The sequence below is a fragment of the Exiguobacterium sp. PFWT01 genome, assembly GCF_018255795.1.
Lineage (GTDB): Bacteria > Bacillota > Bacilli > Exiguobacteriales > Exiguobacteriaceae > Exiguobacterium.
In genome coordinates, this window is record NZ_CP073755.1 from 2,788,618 (window position 1) to 2,806,485 (window position 17,868).

Sequence of the window (17,868 nt, forward strand, 5' to 3'; positions counted from 1 at the left end):
TTAAATCCCCTTGTCATCTGAGTATCCACCATATTGGAACCACTGGTCCCCTCCATTGTTCTTTGCAATATACATCGCTGCATCTGCTTGTTGAAGAATCGAATCGACGGTGTCGATCGACTGGACCAGGGTGACGCCAACACTTGCTGTAAGATGAATGACTTCACCATTCGACGCGTCTATTCCCTGGGAAATAACTTCATTGAGCTGTTCAATCCCACTCAGTGGACCCGTTTGTACCAACATGAATTCATCGTCTGAAAAACGGTACACTTGACCACCAACACGCTGGACGAATTCATTTAATCGTTGTGCGATTTCAATTAACACTTCATCCCCTATCATGTGCCCGTACTGATCGTTGATTCTTTTAAAATCGTCTAGATTGACCAGTGTCACTGTAATCGCTGGCGTCCGGTGCATCTTTTTGTATAAATCGGTCGTGAGCGTATGACGATTATACAGTTTTGTCAGTTGATCTTGTTTTGCGATTCGAATCATCTCGCGTTGTTTCCGTTCCTTTCGAATTCCGTTCTCCATCCATCGTGCAAGCAATCGTACCGTCCCAGTCAACTCTTGCAACGTTTCCTCGTCGAGATGATCATTCAAGTTGCCTTGCTCCGAGAGAAGAACGACCCAGCCAAACACTTGATGCGCATGCGTCAAAGGAAAACTGACTAGTCTCGTGAATTCAATACCGTCTACAATCAGATCACCTTCCTGAAGCGTTTGCGCGCCGACCGTTGTCAGTTGATGTAGGGAATGCAGTTCTTCTTCCCCCCAAGTCAGACGAGAGACCCCATTCTCTACTAGAAGACGATGCGATGGTTCGATCGAGAAGATGACCGCGTGGGAGTAACCGACCCATTCCAATAAAATTTCTTGTACCCGGGCCAATTGATCTTGGAACGGTACACGCAATGCCGTCGCTTCATACAATGCTTCGATTGATTGTTGTCGAGTGATTTGTCTTCTCGAGACTTCCGTGTGCTCGATTTCTGTCATGACCCAATGCGTAAACGATTCGAGCGCCTTCAGGTTTTCTTCTGGGAACGTTCTCGCCTGCCCATCCACTACGCAAAGTGTGCCGATGACGTGACCTTGCTTCGTCCGCAACGGTACACCTGCATAAAATCCGATTCGGTCAATCCAAGGACTGTCACTTTCAATCGCTGCTGCCGCAACATCTTCAATCACCAGCGGAGACTCTGATGTGACAACCCGATTACATAACGTCCATTCCCGTTTGAGGTGAGCGGATTCGAGCTCGATACCGACACACGATTTGAACCACTGTTGGTCTGTCGTCATGATGGAAATGAATGCGATTGGCATCTGAAAGGTTTGTGCGACCAATCGGGAGATCCGGTCAAATCGTTCCTCTTGTGGCGTATTTAAAATTTCCAATCGTAATATCGCTTTGAGTCGTTGCAATTCACGCTCATCTAGAGAAGGATGCAACAACTGCGCAGGCTGCTCAATCTTCGATAACATCATCTGATGGGAATGCAAGATTCCGAGGGCCTCTTCTAACTCCGCGAGCGGCATCGGACGACTGAAGAAATACCCTTGAATCTCATCGCAGCCGAGCTGACGTAAGATCCGATACTGTTCTTCCGTCTCCACACCTTCAGCCGTCACCTCTAACTCTAGTTTTTTAGCCAACGAGACAATCAGTTTGACGATTTCATACTCTTTCATGCCGCTCTCCTGATCAAGTTGCGCGACGAACGACCGGTCGATCTTGATTCCATCAATCTCGAACAACTTCAAATAATTCAACGAGGAATAACTGACCCCAAAGTCATCAATCAACAGTCGAAATCCTTGTTGTTTGAGCGATTCGACCGTTTTGATCGCCGCGACCGGTTCATGCATCAACGTGTGCTCGGTCACCTCAAACTCAAATTGTTCCGGCACAAGACCGTACGATGCAATGATCGCAATCAGTTCATTCATATGGTGTTCATGAAATAAATTCGGTGAGACATTCACAGCCACGCGGCGCCCTTCAAACTGCTCAGGTTGTGACGACACATCCTGACATACCCGATTCATGACGAATCGTGTCACGTCTTCGATCAAGAGTGACTGTTCAGCCACACGAATGAACGTTTCAGGTGAAATGAATCCGAGAACAGGACTCTCCCAGCGAATGAGTGCCTCAAAATGAATCGCCCCGTCCATCGACACTTTCGGTTGATACACCATGTATAACTCATCTAGCTTCAACGCTTTGACCAGTTCCGTTTCGATCATCATCTCATCGATGTAACGCTGCACGTACTCATCGTGTTCATATAAACGAATCGTTTGATTTCCCGTCTGACGCGCTTCCAACAGAGCCGTGGAGGCGTTCATGATGACACGGTCGGCATCCGCTGTACCGGCACCAATCCCGATACAACTCGATAACGGGAATTCGGCCTCCGCCACTTGATACGAATGATCTGCAATCACGTCAAGCAAATGCTCGGCGTACATGTATGCCAACCGGATTGGAGTATGAGGTAACACCGCGATAAAGTCTTCACCGTCTACTCGACCGATAATTGAACCTTTCGGAAGCGTATTCGCCAATTGACGTGTGATGTCTTTAATCAACTGATTCGAGCGCTCCACACCTTGAAGCGACATCATCATCTTGAAACGGTTGATGTGAAGGCGCATGACGCTCGTCTCTTCGGTGTCATGTTGCTCGAACAACTGGTCGAGCTCCAATTTGACTTTCATCAGATTTGGCATACCGGTCAAATAGTCCATATGCTCGATACTCTTTAACAACTTGATCTCCGCCTCCTCGGATAAATCAGTTGTCAAACCGAGTACATAACGAACGAGTCCATCCTCATCTTCAATCGGTACAAGCATAGAAGAAGCGAATCGGGCCGTATTGGAGTCGATGTTCATTTGCGACATGAAGTAGACCGGCTCCCCTGTCTCAACGACCGCATCATAATGTTCAATCAATTCCTCGACCACTTCCGAGCGATACATCTCATGTAAATACCGCCCTTCTACATCACTTGGAAGCGAAGAGGCCACCTTCCCCTGTTCGCTCACATTTACGTAACGATAGCCTGCTTCTGTCACTTCCATTAGAAATACCATTCGATACAAGCGTGTGAACAGCTCGAATAGATAATATGGGTCGCCTTTCATCCGTTGCATCGTATCCCTCCACCCGTTCCTTTTTCTTATAGTGTAGTTGGTTTCGCTCAAACTATGGAGAAAACCTTTGAAAAAATGGGGAAACGTTTTTCTCTTATAAAAAAACACCCTCTCATACTTGAGAAGGTGCTCTTCAGGTTAAAGCAATTCATTCGCCAAGAGACGATAGACGTTCAGGCGATCTTCCTGCTTATGCTGGATGCTACAAATCATCGCCTCATCGAAACCGTAACGTTCCGACTCATCCCGTAACTGTTCCGCGATTTGTTTCGGCGTCCCTACGAGGTGGATAGCTCGGTTGTTGGCGATGTGGATTTTATCGACCTCCGTGAGCGGATAGTCGTGAGCCGCTTCCGGACTGAGTAATTGTCTCAATTGACCACGCATCAAGAAGAGACGCGACAGATCAGAAGGTCGGGCCAAATATTCGGCCTCTTCTTCCGTCTCTGCCGTCGTGACCAAATACGTGACGCTGATGTCCGGTTTCTCCATGAAATCAGACGGCGTGAAATGGTGACGGTATGTGTCGAGCGTATCGACACTCAATTGTCCGTTAAAGAACTGGGCAAACGAATAGCCGAGCCCCATCCGTCCGGCCTGCACGGCGCTGTTCCCACTCGAACCGAGTAACCAGGCTTCTGGAAGGCTGACACCAGTCGGAGCAGCCGGTGTATTTTTATACCATCTTTCCTCCGGTGCCTCATCTTTAATCAATTGAAGCGTCGTATCGAGTTTTTCGTAAAGTCCATCCATCATCGGTTTCTGCCCTTGTGACATCGCATAGATCGCGTTCGCATCACCGCCTGGCGCACGTCCGACACCAAAGTCGATCCGTCCTGGAGCGAGCGCGCTGAGCGTCTTGAATACCTCTGCCATCTTGAGTGGCGAGTAGTGCATCATCATGATGCCGCCGGACCCGAGACGAATCTTGTTCGTCTTCGCTGCCAGATAAGCCGTGATGACCTCTGGAGCCGAGCTGGCGAACGACATGCCACCATGATGCTCCGCCATCCACATACGGTAATATCCTAACTCTTCTGCGACTTGTGCGAGCTCGACCGCGCTGTTCAGCGCATGTTCTCCTGTATGACCCGACGTGACCGGCGCCTGGTCTAACACACTCAATCTCATCATGCATTCTCCTATCTCTATAATGAAGTTTCTAAATATCTTGAATTTGTTGGACTCGCCGTCATCATACTAAATGGTTTGATGGAATACGAGTGTTTTGCCTAGTGTTTAACCTTGTATTTTTCAGAAAATTTCCGCATGTTGTTGATAGCACCTGGTCATATTTTCTATACTAAGAAAGAAATACGTTTCAATAGCGGCTGGATGTGTAATGGGGATACATAGACAGCACAATCACTTCGGGGAAATGGGGAATGCATCATGAATGGTTCATCAACACCAGACGGAAAGAAACCTTCTTTTTCGAGTCGAGACTTCTTTAAGTTCTTGATTCCATCACTCATCGGGATCATGTTTTTCATCGTACCAATCTCATCAGAGGAAGGCTTCACGATTCCCGTCGCCTTCTTATCCAATCTGCTGATTGACTGGATTGGGGATTTCGTCCCGACACTCGCCGTCATCATGATGGGGATTTCGATTGTCGGCTCATTATTACTCTTTACGGCACGTCCTGCTTTTATGATGGAGCGACCATCCATCAACGCACTGTTTAGCGTGACACCGTTTTGGTTCGTCATGCGCGTGATCGGTTTCATCGCCGGGGTCATGACGCTACTCACACTCGGACCAGAGATGATCACGTCAGAATTTACAGGGGGCTTATTGCTCTTTGATTTGATTCCAATCTTATTTGCGACATTCTTCTTTGCCGGTATGTTGTTACCGCTCTTATTGAACTTTGGACTTCTCGAGTTCGTCGGGACGTTCTTGATGAAGATCATGCGTCCGCTCTTCCGCTTGCCAGGGCGCGCCTCACTTGACTCGCTCGCCTCATGGGTCGGGGATGCGACGATCGGAATTCTACTGACGACAAAACAGTACGAGGAAGGCTATTACACGAAACGGGAAGCGTCAATCATTGCGACGACATTCTCCGTCGTCTCCATCACCTTCACCATCGTCGTCTTACAGTATGTCGAACTCGACCAATACTTCTTGCCTTACTACGGAGCCATCGTCTTATCCGGACTAGTCGCCGCTCTCATCATGCCACGAATTTATCCGTTGTCTAAAAAGGCAGATACGGCTTATGAGAAGACCGAGCTCAAACCGGAAGAAGAAGTACCAGCGAACGTGTCACTCGGTAAATGGGCGTTAATTCAGGCGTTACAAAAGTCACGTTCAAGTAAAAGTTTCCTAGAGACGCTCAAAGACGGCTTCAAGAACGTGCTCGATATGTGGATCGGCGTCCTCCCTGTCGTCATGGCAGTCGGGACGATTGCGGTCGTCATCGCAGAATATACGCCGTTCTTCACTATCCTCGGAAAGCCGTTCGAACCGATTTTGATGCTCCTTCAAGTGCCTGAGGCATCGGAAGCCGCTCAAACGATGGTCGTCGGTTTCGCCGACATGTTCTTGCCGGCCGTTCTCGGAAGCGGCATCGAGAGTGAGTTGACACGGTTTGTCATCGCTACATTGTCGGTTACCCAGCTCATCTATATGTCAGAAGTCGGGGGCTTGTTGCTCGGTTCAAAACTACCGATCTCATTCCTCGACCTCGTCTTGATTTTCTTGTTACGTACCTTCATCACCCTTCCGATCATCGTCGGCATCGCACATCTTGTGTTTTAACGAAAACGACGCCCTTTCTCTTTTATGAGATGGGGTGTCCTTTGTATACTAAAAGAAAAGGAGGGAGACCGAGATGGAGCACCCATTTGCAGGACAACTCGAGGTTGCGAACAACGGCTATGCCGGGATCATCGACCCGGAAGCTTATGTGAACGATCGTTATCACGGACGCTGGACATTAAAGCGTTCTGTACAGATTGAAGGCGTGCCCGTCTTGCTCCAACGTCAGTTCGAGAACGGCAAGAACAACTGTACGTTGACGTCGATCACCGCCATCTTCCGTTTCTATCGAGATCATGGGTATGCGAACATCCCAGATGATGTGACACAGATCCAAGAAGATGTGCGCGAGATCGCCTTCAGGCACCATTTCAAAGACGAGAAAGGGACACCGCCGACACAAATCGCCACCATCATCACGAAACTGTGGAAGCGATACGGGTACGACGGTCGAGGCAGTTCCCGCTATCTTTGGAAATGGTCGACGTTTGAGCGTGAGCTGAAAGCAGGACGCCCGTTTGTGTTGAATATGGCGAACGGCTTTTATAAAAATCATTCCGTCACGGGAGTCGGCTACTTGCAGTTTGAAAAACGGGGGTTCCCGGACGTCATCTTGTTAGCCGTGCTCGATAATCGTTCGAAGGACGTGCGCTATATCGACTTCAACGAATTCAACTTTTGGGGAAGCATCACACGCATCCATCCGCCAGCCACTCGTCCATAATCGTGTCAATCGCTTCTCCGATTTTTAAAAGGTGCTCGCGCTTCGCATATGACCCGTAATGTAGCCCGTTTGAATCACGGCCATTCCCGAGCCCAACGAACACTTCTGAAGGCTTCATATGGAGGCCGATCATCGGGATACCCGAATCATGGCGTCCGATTTCATAGGTGACGGCGGGATATGCAGACAGTCTTCCGATTGTTGAAAAACCGTTCAAGGCACGACAGTTATCCCGTCCGAGCACGATGATACGGATCGGTTTGATGTACGCAATCGTCCGCTCCAACAGTTCGATTGAGGTCGGATGTTCCATCCAGTGGTGCCCCGTCCTCATCTTCCCCATCTGTTCATATGTCGCAAACTTGAAAAAATCGACGTGGATGACAGCGGCCGGATGATCATAGAACGAACGCCCCATCCCGTTGAGGAGCGCCTCGAGTTTGGCGCCACCCGGTTTCCCAAACCAGCTCGTCGTCGCGCGACCCGACTCGAAATAGACCGATGCCCGTTCGAGCGTTTGTTGCAGCGCCTCTTCATTTCCGAGGTAATCTTCAAACGAGAGCGTTTCCCGCCAATAGAACTTTTGGTGTTGCCCCGTTCTCGGTGTCCCGTCACGATGTAAAAACTCGCCGCGAGACGGATTCGTCCCGATAGTCAGCCATTGATTCGGACTAGGTCGACCGTACCAAAGGACAGGCGACGCCTCCGGAATCAATTCTTTCCCGAACGGTGTATCGCACAATGCCTGCTGAAATCGGATCGCGTCTTGTAACAGTCGTACTGCCTCCATGTCATCCCTCCTCTCCCGTTCGTTTCCCGCTTTCGAGAGTTTATAAAATGCGTTATAGTGAGAGGACGAAGCCAAACAAAGGACGTGTATACATGCGCATCAATAAATTCATCAGTGAATCAGGCAAGGCGTCCCGTCGCCAAGCCGACCGTCTCGTCGAAGAGGGACGCGTCACCATCAACGGGAAGAAAGCAAAAATCGGCGACCAGGTCAAACCGGGGGATGAAGTCCTCGTCAACGGTTCGGTCGCTCGGGTCGCCCGAAACAACGTCTACATCGCCGTCCATAAGCCGGTCGGGATCACAAGTACGACAGAGAAGAAAGTAAAAGGAAACTTGGTCGACATGGTCAACCACCCGCTCCGCATCTTCAACATCGGTCGTCTCGATAAAGACTCGGAAGGTCTCATCCTCATGACGAACGACGGCGATATCGTCAACGAAATTCTTCGTGCCGAAGGCGAGCATGAGAAAGAATACATCGTCTCGGTTGATAAGCCAATCACACCAGAGTTCGTCGAGCAGATGGAAGCCGGCGTCAAAATCCTCGGACAGAAGACGCTACCGTGTAAAGTCCGTCCGCTTTCAAAGTTCGATTTCAACATTACCCTCACGCAAGGACTCAACCGCCAAATCCGTCGGATGTGTGAGGCGCTCGGATACGAAGTATTCCGCCTCCAACGTGTTCGTGTCATGAACATCACGCTCGGGAAACTGCCGCCTGGACAATGGCGCGATCTTTCGAAGAAAGAGCGTGAGCAGCTGTTCCGCGAATTGAATTACGAACCGAAAGAATGGTACTAAAAAGCAGCCTGAGTCGTCTCAGGCTGCTTTATTCTGATCGAAGTGATGCGACATAATCGGTCTCACGGCGAATGAAACGTTTAAGTTGAGCGTTCAAGTCGTCAAGCTGTCCCATTGTCGTTCTGAACTTGAAGGTCGCATGGAAGTGATCAAACGAATCGTGTTGCCACTCGTCATGGATGAAGACGTCGACTTGAATCGTGCCTGTCCGATCAATCAGTGTGAACATGAGGCTGATTTTTTGGTCATCCGCATCCGGGTCCAACAACTCCCAAGTCACGGGATTCTTTCCCCATATGTTATTGAATCCATCGATTGAGTCAATCAGTTCTTGCAATGTCTCGTCCTGTATATATACATCTTGATTGCTCGAACAGACGGATGCATGGAGCTGTAGCCTAACCTGATAAAACAGCTCAGTCTCATCCATCCAAATCCGTTCCATCTCGAATTGAGTTTTCACTTTTCGTACCCGCCTTTTCGTTTTAATCTGACCACTTACTCTGGGCGAAGCGATTCGACCGAATTGGTTTCGCGTACCAAGAATGCCGACAGTTGTCGCTGCAAATCATCCATCTGTCCCATTGTCGTCTCAAACGAGAAGGTTGCGCTCATGTCTCCGCCATCACCTTTACTTTGCTCGATTGCGGCGCTGACTTGAACAACCCCTCTTGCATTCGCAAGCGCGAACGTCAAGGAGAGACGGACGAGTGGAAGGTTGAGTATCCACATCTCCGGAGACTTCCCATTCCGTTCATTGAACGCTCGTAACGAAGAGATAAAGGCGTTGATATCGGATGCTGTGACATACTCGTTCACGGTAACCTCGCACCACTTTCCTTTTAGTGTCATCATCACTTCGATTGCGAAATCGTCTTCCCATATTCGAATCATTTCGAACTGTTCTACCATCCTCATCCCCACGCTTCATTGAATTGATTCAATTTCTGATAAAGGTCCTCAAGACTTCCCTCATCTAAACAAATGAACTATTTACTGGTACAGGTAGAAGACCGAAGTTGAAGTTGGACTTGCTAAAACAACTCCGTTTTATCCATCCATACTCTTACCCATCTAAAATTAGATTTCCATTCCTAAGTTACAGTTTTTGTTAGCCATTCAAATACCCATCCCAGTCGAAATCTTCAATTTCCTGAAACGTCCCATCCTCGTTACGTTCATACACACAAAGTGGTGGCTGTTTAACTAACGTTAGAATAGAGTCATCGATATTCAAGATGACACCGATTGACACGATGTGAAAATGATCTGCATCATTTAAGTAAGCATCATCTTCATATCCGCTCAAAAAGGACCAACCTGAATCCCCTTTCTCATGTGGCTCATCTCGCAACATAAAATGAAATTCTTCACGTTCTAACACATCCGCACTGACCGTCACAAGCGTATCCATATAATAATCCCACTCATCCTCAGCTGGATCTTCAAGTTCGGTCTGACAAATATGCTCCATCCCGAACGAAAGGACGGTACCTAACGTGATTGGTAAACGATACGGCTCATTATCGAGCACACCTTCAAACTGATTACCGTTGACCGATGTGATTCGGACCCACATCCGTTCTCCCCGATACCCATCAGGCTCAGCAACATCAGTCGCAAAAATCAATTTCACATAGTCATCGACTTTTAATCGGCTCAAGACCGCTGTGCTCGGTATATAAAACGTATAAGGAGCTGCTCGATGCAATGCATGTGCATCATCTAAATACCAGTTCATCTAATCCCTCCTAAATAACGAAACTACCTCCTAGTTAGTATAGACAGTTACGACTCAAGAATACAAAAAAGGATTCAGTTCAGAAGAACTAAATCCACATGGTGTTATTTCGCCGTCACGCCACCGTCTACCGGAAGTTCGATCCCGCTAATATGGTTCGCTTCGTCTGACGCGAGGAATAGGACGGCTGCCGCCACCTCATCCGCTTGTCCGAGATTCGGCAAAGCGATTTGATTCAAGAAGTGCTGCTTATAGTCCGGATGTTCCATATGCGGCGCACTCATCGGTGTCACGATATACCCAGGATGCACCGAGTTGACCCGAATATTTTGCTTCCCGTAATCGACGGCCGCTGCTTTCGTGAGAGAACGGACCGCACCTTTTGAGGCCGTGTATGCCCCAGCACCTGCCATACCGGTCAGTGCTGAGATGGAGGAAATGTTGACGATCGATCCTCCGCCATTCTCTGTCATGAGCGGAATCGCATACTGTGTCCCTAACATGACCCCATCGATGTTGATGCGATACGTGCGCGCCCAGTCCTCTTCTGTCTGTTCCAAGAACGGTTTCGCAAGTGCGATTCCAGCGTTATTGACGAGAATATCTAATTTGCCACACGTCGCTTCGACTTCTGCAAACACGTCTTCCCAGCTTGAACGTGAGGTCACGTCATGCTTCACCGCGATGGCTTCCCCACCTTGCGCCCGAATCGAATCGACCACGCTCCCTACCCCTTGTTCATTGATATCTGTTGCGACGACCGTCGCCCCTTCTTTGGCGAATAGGCGTGCCGTCGACTCTCCCATACCGCTTCCTGCCCCTGTGATGACCGCTACTTTCCCCTGTAAACGCATTGTCCCAGCTCCATTCATTAAATTATGATAGTATAACTATCATAATCATAATTGGATGTGACATTAATCTCAACGAAACTGCTTGAAGACGATATACTAAGGACAAGACAATGAGGTGATGGAATTGAGTAAACGACAACAAAACAAAGAGGAACGAATTCAACTGATTATCCAAGAGGCAGAACGCTTATTTATAGAGAATGGCTTTGAGAAGGTTCAGATGCAGGACATCGCGGACGCGGCAGGGATTGGGGTGGCGACACTGTTTCGCTACTTCCCGAAGAAAGATCAATTAATCGTTGCGGCAGCCGTCAAGAATCTACAACCGACACTCGAGAGATTTGAACAATTCATGCATGAGGAAGGCAACGCATATGAGCGGCTTGAGGCCATCTTGAACCACTTTTTCGAGATGCAGTTGGAACGGACGAACCACGCCCGTTTTCGTGAGGCGTTCGAGAGCTATGCATCGTTCGTCGCCACACCCCTTCCTGGCATCGAGACATACATTGACGTACAACGACGAATCATGCAGACACTCGAACCGTTGATTGAAGACGGAAAGCGTGATGGCTCGTTCCGACCAGATATCGATGTGAAGGTGACCGTCGTCACAATCATCAATACGTTCGGGACGTTCGGCAACAATATCCTATTGAAGTCGCACATCAGTTATTTAGAAGACGATATCGAACCGGCTGTGCAAATCAACGTATTAAAAAAGATGTTGCTCGCATCCATTCGAGCATAAGAAAAGCCTCCCTTCGTTTGAAAGGAGGCTAGTTGTATACATAAAAAATGAGCACCTCTCACTAGAGGTGCTCTCGAAAGTCTACCGCGACGGACCACGCTCCACAACGTGCTCCTCAAGGGAATGTCCGCCGTCTTACATAGACCAGCTCATCGCATGTACTCAACTATATGCGAAACCTACGTCCTCGTCAATCTTTTCTTCAAATCCGGTTGACATCTTCCTAATTTTTAGGATAATCAATAGTGTTAGCACTCTTTATAAGAGAGTGCCAAAATATAGACATTAAAAGGAGAACGATCATGACAAAGAAACAGTTTCAAACGGAATCGAAACGAATTTTAGAGTTGATGGTCCACTCAATTTATACACATAAGGACATCTTCCTGCGTGAGCTCATCTCGAACGCGAGTGATGCCATCGACAAGATGTATTATCGTGCCCTCTCAGACGAAAGCATCGAGTTCAACAAAGACGATTACTTCATCAAAATTGAACTCGACAAAGAAGCACGGACGATCACGATTCGCGATACAGGGATTGGGATGACAGAAGAAGAACTCGAAACAAACCTCGGAATCATCGCCAAGAGCGGTTCACTCGCCATGAAACAGGCAACGAAGATGGAAGAAGACCATAGCCTCATCGGACAATTCGGGGTCGGATTCTATTCCGCGTTCATGGTCGCTGACCGTGTGACGGTACGGACTCGCTCGATTGACAGTGATCAAGGATACGTATGGGAGTCAGAAGGCACAGACGGCTATTCGATCGAGCCGACAGACAAAGCGGACATCGGTACAGAAATCACGCTCCACTTGAAGGCAGACACAGAAGATGATGCGTACTCGTCATTCCTTGAAGAGTATGAGATTCGCTCGCTCATCAAGAAGCACTCGGACTTCATCCGTTACCCAATCAAACTCGATGTGACGAAACATCGTCAAAAAGAGAACTCAGAAGAGTATGAGGACTACAAGGAAGAAGAGACCGTCAACAGCATGGTGCCAATTTGGCGGAAGCGGAAGAGCGAACTCAAAGACGAGGATTATAAGGCCTTCTATCATGAGAAGCGCTACGGTTTTGATGAACCGCTCAAGCACCTTCACTTGAACGTCGACGGGACGATTCGTTATCAATCGATCCTCTACATCCCGTCAACGGTTCCGTTCGACTATTACACGAAAGAATTTGAGAAAGGGCTTGAGCTCTACTCGAACGGCGTCTTGATCATGGAGAAGTCACCCGACCTCTTGCCGGACTACTTCGGCTTCGTTAAAGGGATGGTCGACTCAGAAGACCTCTCCCTCAACATTTCCCGTGAAATGTTGCAGCAGGACCGCCAACTTCGCGTGATCGCCAAAAACGTGAAGTCGAAAATCAAAGGGATGCTCGAGAAGATGCTCCAAAATGAGCGTGAGGACTATGAGAAATTCTATGAGTCGTTCGGTCGCCAATTGAAGTTCGGTGTGTACGACCAGTTCGGCGCAGCCAAAGACGAACTGAAAGACTTGATTCTGTTCCATTCTTCTCACGAGAAGAAACTCGTTTCGCTCAAAGAGTACGTCGAGCGAATGAAAGAAGATCAGAAGTATATCTACTATGCGACAGGCGAATCGATTCATCGCATCGACCTCTTGCCACAAGCAGAGCGCTTGAAAGAGGAAGGATACGAAATCCTCTACTTCACAGAAGAAATCGACGAGTTTGCTATCAAGATGCTTCAGTCATATGAGGACAAAGAGTTCAAATCGATTGCGAGCGGTGACCTCGGTCTCGATGACGCGGAAGCGAAATCACTCAACGAAGACAACCAAGACTTGTTCGCCTTCATGAAAGAAGAGCTCGGAGACCGCGTCAAAGAAGTGCGTGCCTCGACACGACTCAAGTCACATCCAGTCTGCTTGACGGTTGCGGGTGACGTCTCAATCGAGATGGAAAAGATTTTGAACGCGATGCCAAACGGCGGCGGTATGAAAGCGGAGAAAGTACTCGAAGTGAACGCCGACCACGCCATCTTCCAGACACTCCAACGTGTGTATAAGGAAGATGAAGCGAAAGCGAAACAATATACAGACCTCTTGTATCAACAAGCCCTCCTCATTGAAGGGTTGCCGATTGAAGATCCGGTAGCGTATTCGAATGCGGTTTGTGCGTTGATGGCGGAGTGACGGTGAAGGCAGAGGAGATCCCTCTGTCTTTTCGCTTTCATATCTTGTTTATCTTATCTGCTAATCATGTATGTTTTTACCATTTTAATTTATAATATTTCTAAAGGAGTGAAGTTTATGAATGTATATGTCCGCGGGGAAACTTATAAAGATCGAGGTTCAAAAGGGAAACGTGAAGGCGATCAAATATTAGCATGGAATACTCTGAATGAATATAGTATGTCTAATTCTAGAGGAATTCGTTATCTCGGAATCAAAAATCCCTTGTTTAAAGGGTTACCTCCCTATTTCTTACTAGTAACAACATTAACAAAGTCAGTAGCAAAAAAACCATGGAAAGACGAAATTGATTTATCAAATAATGTGATCAAGTATTGGGGAGATACTAAACAAGGTTGGGATGGCATTTTCGATAAAAGAGCTCAAGGTAATAATCGTTTGAAATTAGTTGAAGAATTCATGAATACAAGTGATAACATTTTAATTCCTCCGTTTCTTCATTTCACAAAATTTAAGTCAGGTGAGATGGTTTTTAACGGTCTATGTCATTTAAATAAGATTGAACGCAAAACTTTTTTAGATTCTGGTGAAGAAATAGAAAATTATTTACTTTCATTAAAAATATTGGATACAAATATTGTTGATTTAAAGTGGTTACATAGTCGTGCATTATCTCAAAGTATTGATGATTTAGATACTCTTGCTCCTAAAGAGTGGTTAAAGAGATAGAGGAGAGCTCAATAGCCCTCCTCCTTTAAATATCTAATGACAACTGTGCTTGTTGCTTATCCACTTCAATTTGGTGAGCAATTTCTTGCTTAGCCCAATCTGCAATTGGTTGTAAAACAGCTCGTGCTAATAGAACCGGGACCGCATTTCCGATTTGTTTATATTGCTTATCTAGCCTATTATTTTTAGAGCTAACAGATGTGCTACTTCCATCATCAAATACCCACCAGTCTGGAAAAGTTTGAACTCTCGCCGATTCTCTGACACTCAACCGACGATTCTGAGTTCCTATCAATTCCCACTCATCTTTGCCTAACTTTTTCATTCTTTCCCCACCGGGCCACAACTGTGCTTGTCTACCTGATGCTTGAACTGTAAAAGCTTGATCGTTCCAATCCTTTTTACGATTACGCGATAAATAGATCGATGAAAAGTCGCCTTCATAAACGTCTTCCGGCCATTCTGGTAAATCACCAATAGCATCTTCAAGCGTTACATACGGTTTTCTGTCCGCTCCATGAGTAGGTTCCGGAAATTTGTATGAAAATTTAACGTCATCTCGAACGCCCACTATAAATACACGTTCTCTTATTTGGGGTACGCCATAATCTCTTGCATTCACCAATTTATACTGTATTTTATAGCCTGCAGAAGCAAAATCTTCTATGATCTGTCTAGCAACTTCACCTTTTCCTAATGTTAAAAGACCTTTCACATTCTCAGCTACAAACACTTTTGGCTTCGCTTGAATGATTGCACGAATAAAATGAATATATAAGAAGTTTCTTTCATCGTCGATTAGTCTCGGACCAGCTGCTGAAAATCCAGGACAAGGAAAACCACCTAAAATTACATCAGCATACGGAAAGTACTTAATTTTTCGTATATCTCGTGGATCCTGTACTGTGTGTTCATTGTCAAAGTTTAACTTATAAGATCTTGCTGACTCTTTAAATAAGTCGTTTGAATAAATCGTTTGAAATATATTTTGCTTTCCTAATCTGTCAAAGTTACTTTTCGACTTATATACTTCTTCTAGAATGCTTGGAGTTTCTTGACTCGATACTAATCCAGCTAAATCAAATCCTAAATCTAAACCACCACAACCAGAAAACAGACTGACTACGTGAAATTTATGTTTTTCTCGCTTAATACTATTCAAAATTTCTTCATCTTTAGAAGATTGAATAATTCGACCAGACTCTTCTTTAATTTTTTCCATTAGTACTTGCTTCACATCTTCGGATGAGTAGTCATTTGTGGGTCTAAATTTAGCTCTACCTCGCTCGTCAATTTTCATGTCCTCTCACCTCATCTTCTTAGCCGTTACATAATTTTCTCTTATTCACTAATCATAACTGACTCTATTCAAAATGGCCAGAGTTAAGTTTTTCCAAAAAATGAGGATCAAAAAAGATATAATAAACAATACAGCTTAGAGAAAATGTTAAATAGGAGAAATTCATAATGATGCAAAAGCAAAGAGGCAATCAACATGTATTAGAAGTGAAGTACTACTTATCAAAATTGATTAAAGGGGAACGCATTGATTTACACTCTTCTTCAGCTGCAACTGCAATGTATCTCTATAAAAAACATTCTTCAATTACTTCAATACAAAGTAAGTTTGATACCCCAAACCCTGATCAACATCCTGACCTAACATTAACACTACATAAACACCAAGTACCATATCACCTTTTTAACTCAAAAACTGGAGATATCCAACCTCGGAATTTAGGGGGCAAAAGCTTCTTATCAAAATATTTTGATGATCCTCTTTTACAAGATAAATTTAACTCAACGTTAAACAGACTATATGAAGCATTTTTCAAAAGTTTTTTAAGGTCAACTGAACAATATAAATCTCTAAAAGATTATCGTAATGAAGTGCGTAAACAAAACATTACGTTTTCATCAAATGAAAAAGCTAGAATAGCTCGAAAAAACATTCTGTATTCATTAAGAGAAAGTACGTTAGAAATGTTTCAAGAACTTCTAAATAGTAATAATCAACAACAGGTGATTTCTGGATTAAATCTATTACTATTTCAAGGGGAGTCCATGGTAGTGTCGATTGAAAAGGCACCAGAGTTCCCTGTTCTCGAAAAGAAATATCAATTTGATCCTGACGCAAACATAATTTTGTTCCGTAAAGGCAATGCATCTATTGGTTTTACAGATGGAAATATCACATTGTACATCAGATTTAAATTCGAAAGTCAGCCCCATAGTCCTATCAAACTAACTACCGCTTTGTTTAACAATGAGTCTACAACTAACATTAACCAAGAACTAATTCGTAAGTTTGAAGATATTTGGACCCAACTTATTCATGAGACTAATGAAGTTAGATCGAATGATCCAAATAGTATTGGTAAAGTGAATGAAGCTCTCATTTATCACTATCTACTCACTAATCAACAGGCAATTATTTCTGATGAAAATTCAAAGGAACCTCGTCATTTAAATAATTTAAAGATATATGGTGAAAATTTAAAAAAGGATACACTAGAAAAATTAAAGTACGCATCAAAAGATGCTGTCGAATCCATTTTACTACCTAGTATTAAAGAAGAATATTCAGAGTATAAAATCTCAGCAATATCGCTTACCGATGATGCTTATAGACTTGATATTAAAGACAATTCAGATATAAAAATCACTTTAACTCCAAAGAATCCTAATTCTTCAGAAGTGAAATTAAAAGAGCTCTGTTACTCGTTAAAAGCAAACGCTAAATCAAATTCGATACCTGTAGTAAAGAATCCTGGATTCGGAACTATTTTGGGAGCAAACTACTTTAGAATTGGTGAAACGACTCAAGTAGCAAAAGAACTAAAAAAGCTCTATTTGGAGGGAAAATTAACTCGAGAAGAGGTACTAGAATCTGCAAATCAATATCTTGCTGATTCGTTATCCAAAGCCTCAAAAGCTTCTCTAAAGCTTGGGATATCAACAATTGTGGGAGATATACCTACACTTCATACTTTTTATGAGAGTAATTATGCAAAATTATCCAAGATCATTTCTTATGGAGAAGATCTTAAGTTTATTGCAAATCATCCAACGAAGATCAACAATGCGATTTTTTGGAATGACGATAAAGAACAATTAATCATGCGCTTAAAATTTTCTGCAGGAGAATCCCATGGATGGAGTAGTTTAAAATTAGCATGCACATATAAAATTCAACCGTAATCGCTACTTGTGATTACGGTATTTTTTTACGTAATTGATAATCATATAATTCACGACGAGAAAATTAGTGACCCTAGTCAATACATTAGTAACTTCACTTATAGATTTCATTTTTCAAAATAAGAAAAGAGGGAGAAAAATACTAATCAATATGTAATCGCTTTCTT

At 45.1% G+C, this 17,868-nt stretch carries 15 protein-coding genes; 7 read left to right on the forward strand and 8 right to left on the reverse strand.

Going from position 1 to position 17,868, the window contains the following annotated elements:
• Both KD909_RS14480 and KD909_RS14485 read right to left on the reverse strand, forming a co-directional pair.
• Complete coding sequence (locus KD909_RS14480) at window positions 1-3,171, reverse strand: EAL domain-containing protein (RefSeq protein WP_211781979.1); 3,171 nt, start codon at window positions 3,169-3,171, stop codon at window positions 1-3.
• Window positions 3,172-3,309: 138 nt separating this feature from the next.
• Window positions 3,310-4,302 (reverse strand): LLM class flavin-dependent oxidoreductase, encoded by a 993-nt coding sequence (locus KD909_RS14485; RefSeq protein ID WP_211781980.1) that lies wholly within the window; start codon window positions 4,300-4,302, stop codon window positions 3,310-3,312.
• 261 nt (window positions 4,303-4,563) lie between these two features.
• On the opposite strand from KD909_RS14485, the gene KD909_RS14490 reads away from it, so the two are divergent.
• Together KD909_RS14490 and KD909_RS14495 are read left to right on the forward strand one after the other, a co-directional pair.
• Window positions 4,564-5,937, forward strand: a complete 1,374-nt coding sequence (locus tag KD909_RS14490; RefSeq protein WP_047795768.1) for a YjiH family protein — start codon at window positions 4,564-4,566, stop codon at window positions 5,935-5,937.
• A gap of 73 nt (window positions 5,938-6,010) precedes the next feature.
• Window positions 6,011-6,661 (forward strand): C39 family peptidase, encoded by a 651-nt coding sequence (locus tag KD909_RS14495; protein WP_211781981.1) that lies wholly within the window; start codon window positions 6,011-6,013, stop codon window positions 6,659-6,661.
• On the opposite strand, the gene KD909_RS14500 is transcribed toward KD909_RS14495, so the two are convergent.
• Window positions 6,627-7,451, reverse strand: coding sequence for a hypothetical protein (locus KD909_RS14500; RefSeq protein ID WP_211781982.1), 825 nt, complete (start codon window positions 7,449-7,451; stop codon window positions 6,627-6,629). The genes KD909_RS14495 and KD909_RS14500 overlap by 35 nt on opposite strands.
• Window positions 7,452-7,543: 92 nt before the next feature.
• Between KD909_RS14500 and rluF the strand changes: the two genes are divergently transcribed.
• Window positions 7,544-8,254 (forward strand): 23S rRNA pseudouridine(2604) synthase RluF, encoded by a 711-nt coding sequence (gene rluF, locus KD909_RS14505; RefSeq protein ID WP_015880301.1) that lies wholly within the window; start codon window positions 7,544-7,546, stop codon window positions 8,252-8,254.
• Between the two features lie 28 nt (window positions 8,255-8,282).
• On the opposite strand, the gene KD909_RS14510 is transcribed toward rluF, so the two are convergent.
• The 4 genes from KD909_RS14510 to KD909_RS14525 form a co-directional block, all read right to left on the reverse strand.
• Entirely contained in the window at window positions 8,283-8,717 is a 435-nt protein-coding gene (locus KD909_RS14510; protein WP_211781983.1) for a hypothetical protein, read from the reverse strand.
• Window positions 8,718-8,752: 35 nt separating this feature from the next.
• Window positions 8,753-9,172 carry a hypothetical protein gene (locus KD909_RS14515; protein WP_211781984.1) on the reverse strand — a complete coding sequence of 140 codons (420 nt, stop codon included), beginning with the start codon at window positions 9,170-9,172 and terminating at the stop codon, window positions 8,753-8,755.
• Window positions 9,173-9,365: 193 nt separating this feature from the next.
• The gene (locus KD909_RS14520; RefSeq protein ID WP_211781985.1) at window positions 9,366-9,995 is read right to left on the reverse strand and encodes an immunity protein Imm33 domain-containing protein; all 630 of its coding nucleotides are present in this window, start codon (window positions 9,993-9,995) and stop codon (window positions 9,366-9,368) included.
• 104 nt (window positions 9,996-10,099) lie between these two features.
• Entirely contained in the window at window positions 10,100-10,849 is a 750-nt protein-coding gene (locus tag KD909_RS14525) for an SDR family NAD(P)-dependent oxidoreductase (protein ID WP_211781986.1), read from the reverse strand.
• A 118-nt stretch (window positions 10,850-10,967) separates the two neighbouring features.
• Between KD909_RS14525 and KD909_RS14530 the strand changes: the two genes are divergently transcribed.
• From KD909_RS14530 to KD909_RS14540, 3 genes are all read left to right on the forward strand, one after another.
• Window positions 10,968-11,600: a TetR/AcrR family transcriptional regulator gene (locus tag KD909_RS14530; RefSeq protein WP_249199048.1), complete on the forward strand. Its 633-nt coding sequence runs from the start codon at window positions 10,968-10,970 to the stop codon at window positions 11,598-11,600.
• A 302-nt stretch (window positions 11,601-11,902) separates the two neighbouring features.
• Entirely contained in the window at window positions 11,903-13,771 is a 1,869-nt protein-coding gene (htpG, locus tag KD909_RS14535) for a molecular chaperone HtpG (protein WP_211781988.1), read from the forward strand.
• Window positions 13,772-13,888: 117 nt separating this feature from the next.
• A complete protein-coding gene (locus KD909_RS14540) occupies window positions 13,889-14,500 on the forward strand; it encodes a hypothetical protein (RefSeq protein ID WP_211781989.1) in 612 nt (203 codons plus the stop codon).
• 25 nt (window positions 14,501-14,525) lie between these two features.
• Here KD909_RS14540 and KD909_RS14545 read toward each other — a convergent pair whose 3' ends face one another.
• Window positions 14,526-15,800 (reverse strand): DNA cytosine methyltransferase, encoded by a 1,275-nt coding sequence (locus KD909_RS14545; RefSeq protein ID WP_211781990.1) that lies wholly within the window; start codon window positions 15,798-15,800, stop codon window positions 14,526-14,528.
• Window positions 15,801-15,967: 167 nt separating this feature from the next.
• Between KD909_RS14545 and KD909_RS14550 the strand changes: the two genes are divergently transcribed.
• The gene (locus KD909_RS14550; protein WP_211781991.1) at window positions 15,968-17,701 is read left to right on the forward strand and encodes a hypothetical protein; all 1,734 of its coding nucleotides are present in this window, start codon (window positions 15,968-15,970) and stop codon (window positions 17,699-17,701) included.
• Window positions 17,702-17,868 lie beyond the last annotated feature (167 nt).

Bases quoted from the DNA above. Each gene is read 5' to 3' on its own strand.
- KD909_RS14480 (WP_211781979.1), bottom strand. From the start codon at position 3,171: ATGCAACGGATGAAAGGCGACCCATATTATCTATTCGAGCTGTTCACA.
- KD909_RS14485 (WP_211781980.1), bottom strand. From the start codon at position 4,302: ATGAGATTGAGTGTGTTAGACCAGGCGCCGGTCACGTCGGGTCATACA.
- KD909_RS14490 (WP_047795768.1), top strand. From the start codon at position 4,564: ATGAATGGTTCATCAACACCAGACGGAAAGAAACCTTCTTTTTCGAGT.
- KD909_RS14495 (WP_211781981.1), top strand. From the start codon at position 6,011: ATGGAGCACCCATTTGCAGGACAACTCGAGGTTGCGAACAACGGCTAT.
- KD909_RS14500 (WP_211781982.1), bottom strand. From the start codon at position 7,451: ATGGAGGCAGTACGACTGTTACAAGACGCGATCCGATTTCAGCAGGCA.
- rluF (WP_015880301.1), top strand. From the start codon at position 7,544: ATGCGCATCAATAAATTCATCAGTGAATCAGGCAAGGCGTCCCGTCGC.
- KD909_RS14515 (WP_211781984.1), bottom strand. From the start codon at position 9,172: ATGAGGATGGTAGAACAGTTCGAAATGATTCGAATATGGGAAGACGAT.
- KD909_RS14520 (WP_211781985.1), bottom strand. From the start codon at position 9,995: ATGAACTGGTATTTAGATGATGCACATGCATTGCATCGAGCAGCTCCT.
- KD909_RS14525 (WP_211781986.1), bottom strand. From the start codon at position 10,849: ATGCGTTTACAGGGGAAAGTAGCGGTCATCACAGGGGCAGGAAGCGGT.
- KD909_RS14530 (WP_249199048.1), top strand. From the start codon at position 10,968: ATGGAATTGAGTAAACGACAACAAAACAAAGAGGAACGAATTCAACTG.
- htpG (WP_211781988.1), top strand. From the start codon at position 11,903: ATGACAAAGAAACAGTTTCAAACGGAATCGAAACGAATTTTAGAGTTG.
- KD909_RS14540 (WP_211781989.1), top strand. From the start codon at position 13,889: ATGAATGTATATGTCCGCGGGGAAACTTATAAAGATCGAGGTTCAAAA.
- KD909_RS14545 (WP_211781990.1), bottom strand. From the start codon at position 15,800: ATGAAAATTGACGAGCGAGGTAGAGCTAAATTTAGACCCACAAATGAC.
- KD909_RS14550 (WP_211781991.1), top strand. From the start codon at position 15,968: ATGATGCAAAAGCAAAGAGGCAATCAACATGTATTAGAAGTGAAGTAC.